Origin of the sequence: Hymenobacter daecheongensis DSM 21074, from assembly GCF_900141805.1 — a bacterium.
GTDB classification, from domain to species: Bacteria; Bacteroidota; Bacteroidia; order Cytophagales; family Hymenobacteraceae; genus Hymenobacter; species Hymenobacter daecheongensis.
The window spans coordinates 43,395-57,751 of sequence record NZ_FQYN01000010.1 but is presented as its reverse complement, the minus strand read 5'-3'; the positions used below and the strand labels follow the sequence as shown (position 1 = coordinate 57,751).

12 protein-coding genes and 1 tRNA gene are annotated in these 14,357 nt (G+C 63.5%); 9 read left to right on the top strand and 4 right to left on the bottom strand.

What is annotated here, in order from left to right:
- The first annotated feature begins 28 nt into the window (after positions 1 to 28).
- Positions 29 to 1,504: an alkaline phosphatase PhoX gene (locus tag BUB62_RS16975; protein ID WP_073112187.1), complete on the top strand. Its 1,476-nt coding sequence runs from the start codon at positions 29 to 31 to the stop codon at positions 1,502 to 1,504.
- A gap of 109 nt (positions 1,505 to 1,613) precedes the next feature.
- Positions 1,614 to 3,524, top strand: a complete 1,911-nt coding sequence (locus BUB62_RS16970; RefSeq protein ID WP_073112186.1) for a cytochrome-c peroxidase — start codon at positions 1,614 to 1,616, stop codon at positions 3,522 to 3,524.
- 51 nt (positions 3,525 to 3,575) lie between these two features.
- Here the strand turns inward: BUB62_RS16970 and BUB62_RS16965 are convergent, their stop codons facing one another.
- The 3 genes from BUB62_RS16965 to BUB62_RS16955 form a co-directional block, all read right to left on the bottom strand.
- Positions 3,576 to 4,262, bottom strand: coding sequence for a phosphatase PAP2 family protein (locus tag BUB62_RS16965; protein WP_084539165.1), 687 nt, complete (start codon positions 4,260 to 4,262; stop codon positions 3,576 to 3,578).
- A gap of 121 nt (positions 4,263 to 4,383) precedes the next feature.
- Positions 4,384 to 4,465: transfer RNA gene (locus BUB62_RS16960), tRNA-Leu, on the bottom strand.
- Positions 4,466 to 4,589: 124 nt separating this feature from the next.
- A complete protein-coding gene (locus tag BUB62_RS16955) occupies positions 4,590 to 5,309 on the bottom strand; it encodes a phosphatase PAP2 family protein (protein ID WP_073112184.1) in 720 nt (239 codons plus the stop codon).
- A 165-nt stretch (positions 5,310 to 5,474) separates the two neighbouring features.
- Here BUB62_RS16955 and BUB62_RS16950 point away from each other — a divergent pair, with 165 nt between their 5' ends.
- Positions 5,475 to 6,113, top strand: a complete 639-nt coding sequence (locus tag BUB62_RS16950) for a class I SAM-dependent methyltransferase (RefSeq protein ID WP_073112182.1) — start codon at positions 5,475 to 5,477, stop codon at positions 6,111 to 6,113.
- 115 nt (positions 6,114 to 6,228) lie between these two features.
- Entirely contained in the window at positions 6,229 to 8,091 is a 1,863-nt protein-coding gene (locus tag BUB62_RS16945; RefSeq protein ID WP_073112180.1) for a M61 family metallopeptidase, read from the top strand.
- A gap of 177 nt (positions 8,092 to 8,268) precedes the next feature.
- On the opposite strand, the gene BUB62_RS16940 is transcribed toward BUB62_RS16945, so the two are convergent.
- Entirely contained in the window at positions 8,269 to 8,889 is a 621-nt protein-coding gene (locus tag BUB62_RS16940) for a flavin reductase family protein (RefSeq protein ID WP_073112382.1), read from the bottom strand.
- A 121-nt stretch (positions 8,890 to 9,010) separates the two neighbouring features.
- Here BUB62_RS16940 and BUB62_RS16935 point away from each other — a divergent pair, with 121 nt between their 5' ends.
- The 5 genes from BUB62_RS16935 (at position 9,011) to BUB62_RS16915 (ending at position 14,258) form a co-directional block, all read left to right on the top strand.
- Positions 9,011 to 10,240, top strand: coding sequence for an MFS transporter (locus tag BUB62_RS16935; protein ID WP_073112178.1), 1,230 nt, complete (start codon positions 9,011 to 9,013; stop codon positions 10,238 to 10,240).
- A gap of 85 nt (positions 10,241 to 10,325) precedes the next feature.
- On the top strand, positions 10,326 to 10,910 hold the full coding sequence (locus BUB62_RS16930; RefSeq protein ID WP_084539164.1) for a hypothetical protein: 585 nt from the start codon (positions 10,326 to 10,328) through the stop codon (positions 10,908 to 10,910).
- A 129-nt stretch (positions 10,911 to 11,039) separates the two neighbouring features.
- A complete protein-coding gene (locus BUB62_RS16925; RefSeq protein WP_073112176.1) occupies positions 11,040 to 12,053 on the top strand; it encodes an MBL fold metallo-hydrolase in 1,014 nt (337 codons plus the stop codon).
- A gap of 151 nt (positions 12,054 to 12,204) precedes the next feature.
- A complete protein-coding gene (locus tag BUB62_RS16920) occupies positions 12,205 to 13,680 on the top strand; it encodes a sodium:solute symporter (RefSeq protein ID WP_073112174.1) in 1,476 nt (491 codons plus the stop codon).
- A 95-nt stretch (positions 13,681 to 13,775) separates the two neighbouring features.
- Positions 13,776 to 14,258: an energy transducer TonB gene (locus tag BUB62_RS16915; protein ID WP_143164245.1), complete on the top strand. Its 483-nt coding sequence runs from the start codon at positions 13,776 to 13,778 to the stop codon at positions 14,256 to 14,258.
- Positions 14,259 to 14,357: the final 99 nt, after the last annotated feature.

Genomic DNA, 14,357 nt, shown 5'->3' with positions numbered 1-14,357 from the left:
CTGCTCATCCTACTCTCCGAACGCCCGTATGAAAAATTCTACCCTCCTGTATTTTGCCCGCCTGAGTGCGCTGGGCGTACTACCCGTGCTGGCCGCCTGCGGCAACAACGACTCTACCCCGGTTGAGACGTTTGAGCTGAAAGCGCAGTCGGTGACCCCGGCCCTGGTGAAGACCATGCCCGGCTTCGAGAGCCTGGAGATTCTGCCGCTCATTTCCTCCGACGACGTATTGCCCGAGTCGCCCGGCTTCGTGTTCGGGCCGCAGCCCGATGGGGCTGGCCTGTTGCGCAACCCCGCCGGTCCGGGCTACGTGCTCATCAACAACCACGAGATTTCGCAGTCGGTGTCGCGGGTGTACCTCGACAAGAACTTCAAGCCCATGAAGGGAGAGTACCTAGTAGACTACAACGGTGGCACCACCCGCCTGTGCTCGGCCACGCTGGCCACGCCCGAGGAACACGGCTTTCCCATTGCCACCTTCCTGACGGCCGGCGAAAGCGGCGCAGAGAGCATGGTCCACGCCATTGACCCCATCGGCCCGGCCGACAAGACCAATGCCGGCCGCACCAAGCCCGCGCTGGGCAAGGCCAGCATGGAAAATGCCGTGCCCCTGAACAAACAGGCCTATCCGGGCAAAACCGTCATCATCATCGGCGAAGACAATTCCAATGGGCAGGTGCTGCTCTACGTGAGCAACACGCCCGGCGACCTCGACAACGGCAAGCTCTACATGATGAAGCGCCCCAACGGCGACCCGGTAGAAACCAACATGAGCCTGGGCACGGGCTACGACGTGGAATGGGTAGAAGTGGTGGGAGCCAAAACGATGACGGGCACCCAGATTGCGAGCTTCTCCGTCGCCAACAGCGCGCTGCAGCTGGCCCGTGTGGAAGACTTGGACTACCGCAAGGGCAGCGCTGCCAACAACCGCGAAATCTACTTCACTGCCACTGGCGTGAGCCAGGATGACAAAGTGACCCCCGTAGCGGGCAAAACCATGTGGGGCCGCGTCTATAAGCTCAACCTGGATGCGCAAAATCCGGTGGGGCCAGGCCGCCTGGAAGTGGTGGTGGATGGGGCCCAGGATCCCGGCAACTACATCGTGAACCCGGACAACATCTGCGTGACCGACAACTACGTCTACATTCAGGAAGACGGCGACTCGTTCTATCTGAAAAACAACCACGACGGCCGCATCTGGCAGTGGGCCATCAACGCGCCCGGCCAGCGGGCCAAGGCCATGCTCGAAATGAACCACCGCCGCACCGACGCGGCCTTCAACGGCAAGTACAACCCGTCCAACTTCTCCTCGCTCAGCTCCTGGGAATATGGCGCGATGTACGACATCAGCGAGCAGGTGAATACGCCCAACACGTTCCTGGTAAATATTCATCCGCACACCTGGCAGGATTCCAAGTTCAAGAACGCCGACGGCTCCGGGGCCGCCAACAATACCAACAGCGAAGGCGGCCAGGTCGTTATCGTTCGAGGCGTGGCTAAGTAGCTTGTTGCCGGTTCGCTATTCTATTTCTATCCAAAAACAACCTCCTGCCGGGCAGGAGGTTGTTTTGCATTCCGGCCCTGGGTCCGCTGGCCCGCAGACCGCTTTCCGCATGAAACTTCGTCTGGTTCTGTTCCTGCTTCTGCCGCTACTCCTAACGCTACCGCTGCTCAGCGGCTGCGGCCCTCAATCCGATGGGCCGGCCGCCGCGGCCGGCCCCACTCCCACCGGCCAGACCACGGAACAGGCCGGCTCGCGCCCGGCGCGGGTGAAACGCCGCGTGAGCCGCGACCTGGCGCACCTGCTGGCCCTGATTGACACCCAACTGCTGCCGCCCAGCCGCACGCCGCACGCACGCCCCCTGCCGCTCGACTCATTGCGCCGGGCCTTTCGGCGCTGCCGGCTGGCCTACAAGCAGGTGGAGCCGTTTTCCGAATACTTTATGCCCGCCACCAGCCGGCTGGTAAACGGGGCACCGGTGCCGGAAGTGGAAGCCGAAGAGACCAAAATGTTTGAGGCTGCGGGCCTGCAGGTTATCGAGCCCCTGCTCTATCCCGAGCCGGCCCCGGTCGCCGCTGATACGGCCAGCCGCCGCGAGCTGCTGCGGCAGGTGGTGCGGCTGCGCCGGCAGGTGCGGGCGCTGCAGCTGCTCTGGCAGGAGCAGGAATTCACCGACGCGCACGTATTCGATGCCCTGCGCCAGCAGGTATTTCGGGTGGTGGCGCTGGGCATCACGGGGTTCGATACGCCCCTGAGCCCCGCCGCTACCCTGCCCGAAGCCGAAGCCACGCTGGCGGCCCTGGAAGCGCCCCTGCGGCTGTACCTGGAGCCCGAGGCCGGGCTTTGGGGACAACTGCGGGCGGCCCGCCGGGCGTTGCGCCACCCCCCCGACTTCGCGCAGTTCGACCGCATGGACTTCGTGCGCCGGCACGCCAACCCGCTGGGTCGGGCGCTGCTGGCCCGGCAGCGGCAGTTGGGTATCAGCCCGTTTGCTGGCGAGCTGCGGCCTTTCCGGCCCGAAGCGGCTACGCTGTTCGATGCCGAGGCCTTCAATCCCGATTTTTACACCAGCAACCGCCAGTGGTTCACCAACCCGGCCAAGGTAGCTCTGGGCCGGCAGCTGTTTCACGACCCGGTGCTGAGCGGTGGTGGCGGCCGCTCCTGCGCCTCCTGCCACCAGCCCGGTCGCGCCTTCACCGATGGGCAGGCCCTGAGCGCGACGCTCACCGGCGGCACGCTGCGGCGCAATACGCCCACGCTGCTGAACGCGGGCATGCAGGCCGCCCAGTTCTACGACCTGCGCGCGCCCACCCTCGAAAACCAGGCCGGCGACGTTATCAGCAACCACGATGAGATGCACGGCTCGCTGGAGCGGGCCGCCGGGCGGCTGGCCGGGCAGTCGCGCTACGTGGCGCAGTTTCGCCGGGCCTTTCCGCAGGCCGCCGCCGCGCCGGAGCCGCTGGTGAGCCCCATCCGGATTCAGAACGCGCTGGCGGCCTACGAGCGGAGCCTGCTGCGGCTCAACTCGCCCTTCGACCGCTACGTGCGCGGCGAGGCCGGAGCCCGGCTCAGTCCGGCCGCCATCCGGGGCTTCAACCTTTATGCGGGGCGGGCCCGCTGCGCCACCTGCCACTTTCTGCCCCTCACCAACGGCACCGCGCCGCCCGCTTTCCAGGACTCGGAGGCCGAGGTGCTGGGCGTGCCCGTGCGCCCCGGCTCCCGCCGCCTCGACCCCGATCCGGGCCGCTACGCCCTCACCCGGCTGCCGCCGCTGCGCCATGCTTTCAAAACCCCGACGCTGCGCAACATAGCCCTCACGGCCCCCTACATGCACAACGGCCAGTACCGGACGCTGGAGCAGGTGCTGGACTTCTACAATCAGGGCGGCGGCCTGGGGCTGGGAATTGCAGTAGCTAACCAGACCCTTCCCCCCAACAAGCTCCACCTGACCCGGCAGGATATGGCCGATATGAAAGCGTTTTTAATGACGCTGACCGACACGACCGGCCAGCAGCATCCATAATCTTAGTACCTGACAAGCAAGATTTTATCTGAATGCAGAGGTAAAGGCGCGCTACTTTTCTTCGCTTGCTTCCAGCACCTGCTTTTCCCGCCACCAAATACGTAGCGCCGTGCGCAGCAGAATCAGCCAGACGAGGCCGGCGGCGAAGCCCGCCAGCACATCGGTGGCGTAGTGTACGTGCAGATAGATGCGCGTGAGGCCGATGGCGACGACCCACAGCACCAGCAGCGCGGCCCAGGCCGGGTGGCGGCCGTGCCGCCACAGCAGCCACGCCAGGCAGCCGTAGAGCGCCATGCCAATCATGGAATGGCCGCTCGGGAAGCTCAGCCCCAGCTGCTGCACCAGCGCCGACTCGGGCCGCACGCGGTGGAAATACACTTTGAGCGCCTGATTGAGCGCCGACGCGCCCACGATGGCCAGAAAAACCTCCAGGGCTTCGCGGCGGTGCCTGCGCCACGCCAGGCCGGCCGGCAGCAGGATGGCCGTAGCGAACAGAAACGGCGCGGAAGCGAAGAAAGTGATGCCCTGCACCCAGTCCGTGAGGCCCGGCGCGGTCTGCCGCAACGCATCGAGCTGCCGGAAGGCCCAGGTATCCAGGGCCACGGAATGAGCCACGAACACCACCCGAATGAGGTAGAAAAACGAGGCGAAAGCGCCCAGAAAGACCAGAACAAGTACCACCGCTTCCGCCGTCAGGAAGCTCAGACGGTCTACCACACGCGACAGGAAGGTTTTCATGGGCCGGGGCTTTGGCCTGCCAAACGCAGGCGGCGCTACTTCTTTTACCGGGCCGCAGCGGGGCAGGTTTCGGGGCGGGCCGAAAACAAAAAAGCCGGTCCAAATGGACCGGCTTTCTGGGTGCGCTCGGAGAGACTCGAACTCTCACACCTTGCGGAACTGCCGCCTGAAGACAGCGCGTCTACCAATTTCGCCACAAGCGCAACTCGTAATCAAACCGCCGCTCACCCTATTGGTGGGGTTGTTTGATGATGCAAAGATACGGGGCACTTTTACTTTTCAGCAAGGTTGAGCCGAAAAAATTTCCAGAAAAATTTGTTTTCTGCGCTACTCGGGCTGTTTTTCAGGCAATTGCGCCCCAATTCTACTTCTTCTTTTTACCGCCTGCTCTATTTTTTGAAGCAGCGGAATGGCCACCACCAGCCACACCAGCCCGGCCGCGAAGCCGGCCAGCACATCGGAGGCGTAGTGCACGCGCAGATAGACCCGCGTGAGGCCGATGAGCAGAATGAGCACCACCAACAGCGCCGTGAGCCCGCGGCGCAGCACCGGATGCCGCCGGATGTGCGTCTGGGCCAGGTAGATAAGCAGGCCGTAGAACGAGGCGCTGATCATGGCGTGGCCGCTGGGGAAGCTCAGCCCCGAGGCCGACACCAGCGGCAGCAGCGGCCGGGCGCGCTGGTAGGTGCTTTTCAGCAGCAGATTCAGCGTGATGCTGCCCAGGGCCACCACGGGCACCAGCAGCGAGTACCAGCGGTGGCGGCGCAGCACCAGGAAATAGCCGATCAGGAGCAGCGCCAGCCCGGCAATCCAGTTGCGTGAGGCCAAAAATGTGACGCCCTGCACCCAGCCGCCGGTATTTTCGCCCAGCAGGTGGCGCGCCCAGTGAAAAGCGCGGGCATCGAAGGCGGCCGCCGACTGCGCCAGCACAGCCCGGCCCAGGGCCAGAAAGCCCGCCACGCCCAGCAGCCCCACGGCCAGCGTGACGGCAAATTCGGCGGCGAACAATAAAAAACCGGCCGTGAGGCGGCGCAGATGACTGGTCATAGGGAGTTTATGGCTGATCTTACGCGGTCGACTAATGAATTATACCGGGCGCATGGGAGTTGTTTTACTACTTCCTGCTCTTGCTCCTGCTGTCGGAGCCAGCCGGCCGGGCCCGCCCCGGAATCCTGAAAACGGATTTTTTACGTCACTTGCACGCGCTGAAGTATGTCAGAAGCTGGTTTTGATCATGTGGCGGCATTTTATGATCCGCTTTCCCGGCTGGTATTCGGGCGGGCTTTGCAGTGGGCGCAGCTCAAAGCCCTGGAAAGCCTGCCGCCGGGCCATCCGTACGTGCTTATCATTGGCGGAGGTTCGGGCTGGGTGCTGCCCGAAGCGCTGCGCCAGCGCCCCAACGCCCGCATCCTGTACGTGGAATCGTCGCCGCTGATGCTGGTGAAGGCGCGGGAGACGCTGCTGCGCCGCGTCCCCACCCACGCCACGCAGGTGGAGTTCCGGCTGGGCACCGAAGCCGTGCTGGGCCCGCACGAGTCCTTCGATGCCATCGTGACCTTCTTTTTTCTGGATCTATTCAGCCCCGCGCGGCTGCGGGAGGTGCTGGCGCAGCTGGCGGCGGTGCGCCGCCCCCACGCCCCGCTGCTGCTGGCCGATTTTCGCCCGGCCCAAACCCTGTGGCAGCGCGGCCTGCTGCGCCTGATGTATGCCTTTTTTCGTCTCACTACCGGTATCAGCGCCCGGCAGCTGCCGCCCATTCATGCCGAGCTGGCGCGGTTTGGCCTGCGGCCCCAGCGGCAGCTGCTTTTCTTTCATGGCATGGTAGAGGCGACGGTTTTTGACGCGGCCTGACCAGCCGCTGCTGCGGGCCAGGGTTAAAAAACAATTGCCTAAAGCATAGGAACGGCGGGAAAGGCTCTATTTTTAAGCCTTTCCAACTAATCTCCCGCCCTTTCCCAGCTCCCTCATGCGGAACATTGCCGCCTCCTTCCCGAGTGCCCTGGCGCTGCTGCTTAGCGCCAGTTCTTTGTTTTTTTCGGCCGAAGCGCTGGCCCAGGCTCCGGTGCAGTATTCGGTGGCGTTTCCGAATGCCGTTCATCACGAAGCGCGTATCACGGTGGTGTTTGCCGAGGTGCCGGCCGGGCCCTTGCAGGTGCGCATGGCCCGCAGCTCGCCGGGCCGCTACGCCCTGCATGAGTTCGCCAAAAACGTGTACGACGTGCAGGCCACCGACGCGAAAGGCCGCGCCCTGCCCATCAGCCGGCCCGACCCCTACGGCTGGGACGTGAGCGGGCACGACGGCACCGTACGCTTCACCTACACCCTATTTGGCGACCGGACCGACGGCACTTACGCTGGCATCGATGCCGTGCACGCGCACCTGAACATGCCGGCCACGCTGGCCTACGCCCGCGGGCAGGAGCAGCGCCCGGCCGAGGTGCGCTTTGAGCTGCCCACCGGCTGGCAGGTGGCTACCCAGCTGCGCCCCGACCCCGCCAAGGGCACCTACTACGCTCCCCATCTGCAATACCTGATGGACAGCCCTACCTCCTTGGGCGCGCAGCAGCTGCGCACCTGGCAGGAACAGGGCCGCACCATTGAGCTGAGCGTGCTGCACGACGGCACCGCCGCCGAGCTGGATGCCTACACTGACCAGACCAAGAAAGTGGTGAAGGCCGCCGCCGCCATTTTCGGCGGGCTGCCCGAGTACGATTTCGGCCGCTACACCTTCGTGGCCAACTACCTGCCCCAGACCAGCTCCGACGGCATGGAGCACCGCAACTCCACCTCCCTCACCAGCAGTCGCCCCCTGCGCGGAGCCGGGGCTCTGGACAACCTGGGCACGGTGGCGCACGAGTTTTTCCATAGCTGGAACGTGGAGCGGCTGCGCCCCCGCGACCTGGAGCCGTTTGATTTTGAGCGGGCCAACATGAGCAACTCGCTCTGGTTTGCCGAGGGCTTCACCCAATACTACGGCGAGCTGCTGCTGCGCCGGGCCGGGATTTATACGGATGAGCAATACTGCCAGGAAGCCTTGAGCGGGTTGGTAAATGCCATGCTGAACGCGCCCGGCGCGGCCCGCTACTCGCCGGTGCAGATGAGCCAGCAGGCCCCCTTCGTGGATGCCGCCGCCGCCATCGACCCCAACAACCGCCAGAACACCTACCTCTCTTATTACTACATTGGCGGGGCCAATGCGCTGGCCCTGGATCTGATGCTGCGCCAACGCCACAACACGACTCTCGACACGTACATGCGGGCTTTGTGGCAGAAATTCGGCCAGGCCCAGCAGAACTACGCCCCCGCCCGGCCCTACACGCTGGCCGATCTGCAGCGCGTGCTGGGCGAGGTGAGCCGCGATACGGCCTTCGCGGGCAGCTTCTTCCGGCAGCACATCACGGGCCACGAGCTGCCCAGGTTTGATGAGCTGCTGGCCCCGGCCGGCCTGCTGGTGCGCCGCGCCAAAGCCGGCCAGGCCAGCCTGATGGCCCGCCTCAGCCACAACCCCACCGACAGCAGCGCCACCGTGGGCGGCACGCTCATCGGCAGCCCGCTCTACCAAGCCGGCCTCGACCGCGAAGACGTGGTGCGCGCCATCAACGGCCAGCGTCTGGTGAGCGCCAAAACCCTGACCGATATTCTGGCCACGCACAAGCCCGGCGACGTGCTGGCCGTGGACTACCGCACCCGCGCCGGCCTGCGCACTGCCCAGGTAACACTGGCCGAAGACCCCACGCTGGAAGTAGTACCCTACGAAGCGGCAAAAAAGCCCGTGACGAAGGCCATGCGGAAGTTTCGGGCCGAGTGGCTGGACGGCAAGGCGAAGTAAAAGCCCCTGTCATTGCGAGGACGAAGGACGAAGCAATCCGTCCTGGATAATGAACTGAGCTTTGTAAACAGAAAAGCCCTGACGTATGCGTTACGTCAGGGCTTTGTGCTGAAAAGGAGTTGGGCACATTTCAGAGGACGGATTGCTTCGTCCTTCGTCCTCGCAATGACAGGGGGCTCATTTTCGCTCTACCTGGGCGGGGCCGAAGCGGACGGGCGGCAGCACTTCGTGGTAGCCGTCGAGGCCCGAGATGCAGGCGGTGCCCAGGGCGGCTAGCTCCAGGGTGCCGTCGGGGCGCAGGGCTTCGTCGTGCAGATATACGTGCTCCACAGCCCCCACCAATAGCACGGTGCCGTTGGAAATGGGCAGCTCTTCGCGCAGCCGCAGGCCGATGCTGAGCGGGCTTTCGGCCACGTAGGGGGCCGCGAAACCGTCGCGGTATACGGCCGTGAAGCCGCATGCTTCAAACTCCGACACGTCGGGCGGGAAGTTGGCGGAAGTGCGGTGGGCGGCGGCGGCCCGCGTGAGCGGCACTTGGTTCAGGGTGTAGCAGCCCGTGCTTTTCAGGTTTTGGTAGGTGTGGCGGGGCACGGTGGTAGGTCGCGTGACGAGGCCCAGCAGCGGCGGGTCGGAGCCCAGGTGCAGCGCCGAGCTGAAGATGGCCAGGTTGGTGGGACCACCGTCGGGGGCGGCGGTGCCGATGAGGTTGGCGGGCTTGAAGCCGGGCAGGCCATTGACGAGGTTGAGGCGGTAGACGCGCTCAAAATTCTGGATATCGGCGGCGGTAAAGTGGCGCATGAAAGGGCGGGGAAAGCGGGCGTGGTGCAGCAAGGACCCACAGGCGGGCCCAATTGTTCAGTTTGCCCCCGAAAGTCTGTGGCGCGGCCGACTTCCCAAACCCGCCTATCTTCGTCCGGTTATGCCCTCCGACCGTCGCCTGCTGCTGATTTACACCATCATTCTGCTCGATGTCATCATCGGGGCAGCTATCGGGCCGAGCATGCCCGAGTTTGTGCGCGGGCTCCCGCAGCCGCAGCTGTGGCTGTCGGGGGCCACGGGGCTATTTTTGGGAGTGCAGCTGTTTTCGGCCCCGGTGCTGGGGCGGCTCTCGGATGGCTACGGGCGGCGGCCTATCCTGATTGTGGCGGCCGTGGGCACGCTCCTGGCCAACGTGCTGCTGCTGCCAGTGCGGGCCGCTTACCTGTTTGCCAACCGTCTCTCCGACGGCCTCACCAACGGCATGTACGCCACCATCCGCTCGGCCATCACCGATATTTCGCCCCAAGACCAACTGTTCAAAAACCTGGGCATTGAGGGGGCCATCATCTCGCTGGGCTTCGTGCTGGGACCAATGGCCACGGGCGTGCTGCTCACGGTGCTGGCGGTGCCGCCGGGCCGGCAGGCGCACTACATTGTGGGCATGGCCGTGGCGCTGGCGGCCCTGAACGTGGCCCTGAGCCTGCTATTGCGCGAAACCCACCAGCAGCGCAACGGCGTGCGCGGGGCCGAGCTGCGCGCCGAGCTGAGCCGGGCGCTCAACGTCTTCACGCTCTGGCAGCGCCTCGCTACCAAAGACACGCCCCGCCGCGGGCTGCGCACCATTGTATTGATGCAAGTGGCCCTCACGATGAGTACGGGCTATTATTTCTACTTCGTGGCTTTCGCCAGCCTGGGCCCGCTACGGCTGGATGCCCGCCAGCTGTCGTACTATTTCATGTTTTTCGGCTCGCTCAGCATCGGCATCAACTACGTGTTCTACACGTACTTTGCCGACCGCCTCAACCAGCGCAACGCCATCTTCTGGCTGGCGCTGGCGGGCGTGCCGGTGCTGGCCGGCTACGGGCTGGTGGGCACCTCGTGGGTAGCGCTGGGTATCCTCACGGTACTCGACTGCCTAAGTCTGTCGCTGATTCAGGGGCTGCTGGAAGGGCTGCTGGCCCAGCGCACCACCGACGAGGACCGGGGCGAGATTTTCGGGCTGAACCAGGCGTTGCAGGGCCTGGCCAGCTTCGCCACCACCCTTATTTTCGGGGGCCTGTCGGTGCTGGATCTGCGGCTGCCGTTTGGGTGGTTTGCGCTGTGTCTGGCGGCGGTGGCGTGGCAGGCGCGGCGCGGGCTGCGCACCAGCACAGCTTCCGAAGCAGGCTGATTTCTTTCTGCGCCGGCACCCACCGGCTTGCGGCGGCGTTGCGTATCTTGGCAGACGAAACGCCCGCCTTTTTTCCTTCCTGGTTATGCTACGAGCTACGATTGGTCTGACTTGCCTGCTGGCCGTGCTGAGCGAAACTGCTTCGGCCCAAACCACCGCGCTGCCTACTGCTGCCCCGCCCGTGGGTGCGGCTCCGGCGCTGGGCGTTGCCGCGCCGCGCGTGTCGTACAGCATGAGCGCGGGGTTCGTTACGGCGGGGCGGTTTGGGTCGGCGTCCTACCTCACGCCGCTGGCCTCCTACCAGCTCACGCGGCGGTTTTCAGTGTTTGCGGGACTTACGTATATGCACATCGTGCCGGGTATCGGGATGGTTACGCCCGAGGCGCGCCGCACGCTGGGCACCACGAGCCTGAACCGCTACGTGGTGCAGGCAGGCGGGGCCTACGCCTTGTCGCCGCGGGTGGCGCTGGTGGGCTCGGCCTGGAAGGATCTGACCCCGAATGCTTTTGGGAACGGAGTAAGCCGGTATTCAGGCTTCGGCACTCAGGGCTCGGGCGTGAATATGCGGGCCGATTTCAAGGTTTCGGAGCACATGACGCTGTCGGGCGGTGTGCGGGTTTCCAACGGGGCCGCGCCGGGCTACTCGCCGTTTTCGGTTGGGCCTTTTTAAGAATTAAAAATTGAGAATTAAAAATTAAGAATGGCCGGACTGATTTCAATTCCGTTGCCGCTGGGACAGGTCAGGCAGGGGTTCCATTGTATGATTTTTAATTCTTAATTCTCAATTTTTAATTCCTTCATGTCCTCCATCACCTACGCCCGCAACGAGCAGCTCCGCACCGTAAAGCCCAACTACCCCGGCAATAAGCTATTCGGCCGCCAGTTTGCCAACGGCGAAGAACTCTACAATCCGGATTTCAGCAATGTATTCCGCTGGAAATTCCTGACTGAAAATCCGCAGAAAGAAGAGAAGAAAGCTGATACCTGGGTGCCAGAAGTAGTGGACTGCACCGCGTTTCTGCAGGGCGACCAGGACGGCTTGGTGTGGCTGGGGCACGCCTCGTTCGTGCTGCGCTCGGGCGGCGTCACGCTGCTCTTCGACCCGATTCTGTTCGATTCCGCGTTTCTGAAGCGCCGCCACCCGCTGCCCTGCCGCCCCGAGGCCCTGACCAACATCGACCTGCTGCTGCTCAGCCACGGCCACCGCGACCATCTCGACGAGGCTTCCCTGAAGCTGCTGGCCCGCCAGAACCCTACTATGCAGGTGCTCACGGGCCTGGGCATGGCGGCAGTGCTGCGCGGCATGGCGCCCGGCCTGACCGTGCAGGAAGCCGGCTGGTGGCAGCAGTACGACTTGCACCACGCTGCACCGCTCGAAATCCAGTACCTGCCCGCCTCGCACTGGTATCGCCGCGGCCTCCTGGATATGAACAAAGTGCTCTGGGGCAGCTTCCTCATCCGGGCCCAGGACAAGCTCATCTACTTCGGCGCCGACTCTTCCTACGCCGGCCATTTCGAGGAAATTGAGCGGCAGTTTGGCCCCCTGGATATTGCGCTGCTAGGCATTGGGGCCTACAAACCAGCCTTTATGATGCAGGGCAGCCACACCAACCCCCACGAGGCCGCCAAGGCCGCCAACGTGCTGCGGGCCGGCCACTTGGTGCCCATGCACCACGGCACCTTCGACCTAAGCGACGAGCCGGCCTCGGAGCCGCTGCGCACTTTGCAGGAAATTGCGGCCGGCGGCATGCTGCGCGGCGAGCTGCACGCGCCCGCCGTGGGTGAGGTGCTGCGCTGGCCGGAATGGGAGTAGGCGGAAATGTTGAATGTTGAGGGTTTAATGTTGAATGGAGGGTTAGCTTTGACTTCCCGTTTCCCCTAGCGCTGCCTGCTGCCAACGGTGCTGCCTTCGCCGAAACGGTGAGCATTCAACCCTCAACATTAAACATTCAACCTTCCCCCGAATGTCCCCCACCCTGATTCTGAGCCTGATTGCGGGCTATTTCGTTATTCTGATCATCATTGCCTTGCTCACCTCGCGCAAAGCCACGAGTGAGTCGTTTTTTGTGGCCAACCGCAACGCGCCCTGGTACATGGTGGCGTTTGCCATGATTGGCACCTCGCTGTCGGGCGTCACGTTTATTTCGGTGCCGGGCATGGTGGCTTCGCAAAGCTGGAGCTACATGGCCGTGGTGGCGGGCTACGTGGTGGGCTACCTCGTTATCGGCACCGTGCTTATGCCCATGTACTACCGGCTGCGGCTGGTGAGTATTTACACCTATCTGGAGCAGCGGTTCGGGTTCTGGAGCTACAAAACGGGCGCGTTTTTCTTCCTGCTCTCACGCGCTATCGGGGCTTCGTTCCGGCTGTTTCTGGTGGCGGGCGTGCTGCAATTGGCCGTGTTCGATGCCATGGGCGTGCCGTTTGCCGTCACCGTCACAGTCAGCATTCTGCTGATTTACCTCTACACGTTCCGCGGCGGGCTGAAAACTATTCTGTGGACCGACGCTTTCCAGACCATGGCCATGCTGGTGTGCGTGGGCGTAAGCATCTACCTAATTTCCAGCGAGTTGAACCTGGGTTTCCGCGAAATGGTAGCCACGGTGAAGAACTCGGAGATGTCGCGCATCTACTTTTCTGACCTACGCGACGATAAGTTTTTCTGGAAGCAGTTTGCCTCCGGGGCCTTCATCACCATCGTCATGACCGGCCTGGATCAGGACCTGATGCAGAAGAACCTGAGCTGCCGCAACCTCGGCGACGCGCAGAAAAACATGTTCTGGTTCACCATTGTGCTGGTGTTCGTGAACATCTTTTTCCTCACGCTGGGCGTGCTGCTCTACAAATATGCCGCCGCCAAAGGCATTGCGCTGCCAGTAGGGCCTACCGGCAAAGTCATCGGCGACAACGTGTTTCCGCTGCTGGCCACCGGGCATTTTACGCTCTTTGCCGGCATCGTGTTCATCCTGGGCATCATTGCCGTCACCTACGCCTCCGCCGACTCGGCCCTCACGGCCCTGACCACCTCGTTTTGCGTCGATTTTCTGGGCATCAGCCGCTACCCCGAGAAGCAGCAGGGCTCCATGCGCCGCCTCACGCACTTTGCTTTTTCCATTGTGCTTATCATTATCATTCTGATTTTCAAGGCCATCAACGACCAGAGCGTGATTACGGCTGTGTTCAAAGCGGCCGGCTACACCTACGGGCCGCTGCTGGGGCTGTACTCGTTCGGCCTGTTTCTCAAGCGCGGCGTGCACGACCGGCTGGTGCCCTACGTCTGCGTGGCCGCCCCGCTGCTGACGTACTTCATCAACGTCAACTCCAAGAGCTGGTGGGGATACGAGTTCGGCTTTGAGATTTTGATTTTAAACGGGTTGCTCACGTTTATGGGGCTACTGGCTATTTCCCGGGCCCGCAATTTCGAATTGAACCCTGCCTAAATCTGATTGTTAGGACAAAGGCCGTAGGCGCGGGTTTCCGTGCGTACCTTTGCGCGTTCGTAGTGCCGCCGCGCAACACCGTTTTTTCTTTGTCCGTGAAACATCTGTTCTTCCTTTTGTGGGCCGTCGGGCTGGCGGCTGCCGCCCAGGCCCAGCAGCCCACGCCCGCCAAAGCGCCCGTGGTGCTGAAGCCCGGACGCATGCAGGCCCAGGCCCGCCCCGCCGCCAACCGCCCCGACGTGCCGCCGCAGTTTCCGGGCGGTGCCACGGCCCTGAGCGCGTTTTTTCAGCAGCAGGTAAAGTATCCGGAGGCCGCGCGCGTCAAAAAGGTAATGGGCAACGTGCTGACGCGCTTCACCATCGAAACCGACGGCCGCGTGACCAACCCAACAATAGCCACCAGCCTCAGCCCCGAGTGCGACGCGGAAGCCCTGCGCGTGCTGGCCCTGATGCCGGCCTGGCAGCCCGCCACCCGCAAGGGCCAGCCCGTGGCCATTCAGGTGCAGCTGCCGGTGCCGTTCGGCAACAGCACGAACTTACAGGTAGAGAAATCGAAGACGAAAGTGAAGTTTGAATAACGGAGGAGCTAGGAGTCAGGAGCTGGGAGTTAGGAGCAAAAGGGCTCATTGTCTGCTGCTCCCGGCTCCCAGCTCCTGACTCCTAGCTCCCAGCTCCTC

Bases quoted from the DNA above. Each gene is read 5' to 3' on its own strand.
- BUB62_RS16975 (WP_073112187.1), top strand. From the start codon at position 29: ATGAAAAATTCTACCCTCCTGTATTTTGCCCGCCTGAGTGCGCTGGGC.
- BUB62_RS16970 (WP_073112186.1), top strand. From the start codon at position 1,614: ATGAAACTTCGTCTGGTTCTGTTCCTGCTTCTGCCGCTACTCCTAACG.
- BUB62_RS16965 (WP_084539165.1), bottom strand. From the start codon at position 4,262: ATGAAAACCTTCCTGTCGCGTGTGGTAGACCGTCTGAGCTTCCTGACG.
- BUB62_RS16955 (WP_073112184.1), bottom strand. From the start codon at position 5,309: ATGACCAGTCATCTGCGCCGCCTCACGGCCGGTTTTTTATTGTTCGCC.
- BUB62_RS16950 (WP_073112182.1), top strand. From the start codon at position 5,475: ATGTCAGAAGCTGGTTTTGATCATGTGGCGGCATTTTATGATCCGCTT.
- BUB62_RS16945 (WP_073112180.1), top strand. From the start codon at position 6,229: ATGCGGAACATTGCCGCCTCCTTCCCGAGTGCCCTGGCGCTGCTGCTT.
- BUB62_RS16940 (WP_073112382.1), bottom strand. From the start codon at position 8,889: ATGCGCCACTTTACCGCCGCCGATATCCAGAATTTTGAGCGCGTCTAC.
- BUB62_RS16935 (WP_073112178.1), top strand. From the start codon at position 9,011: ATGCCCTCCGACCGTCGCCTGCTGCTGATTTACACCATCATTCTGCTC.
- BUB62_RS16930 (WP_084539164.1), top strand. From the start codon at position 10,326: ATGCTACGAGCTACGATTGGTCTGACTTGCCTGCTGGCCGTGCTGAGC.
- BUB62_RS16925 (WP_073112176.1), top strand. From the start codon at position 11,040: ATGTCCTCCATCACCTACGCCCGCAACGAGCAGCTCCGCACCGTAAAG.
- BUB62_RS16920 (WP_073112174.1), top strand. From the start codon at position 12,205: ATGTCCCCCACCCTGATTCTGAGCCTGATTGCGGGCTATTTCGTTATT.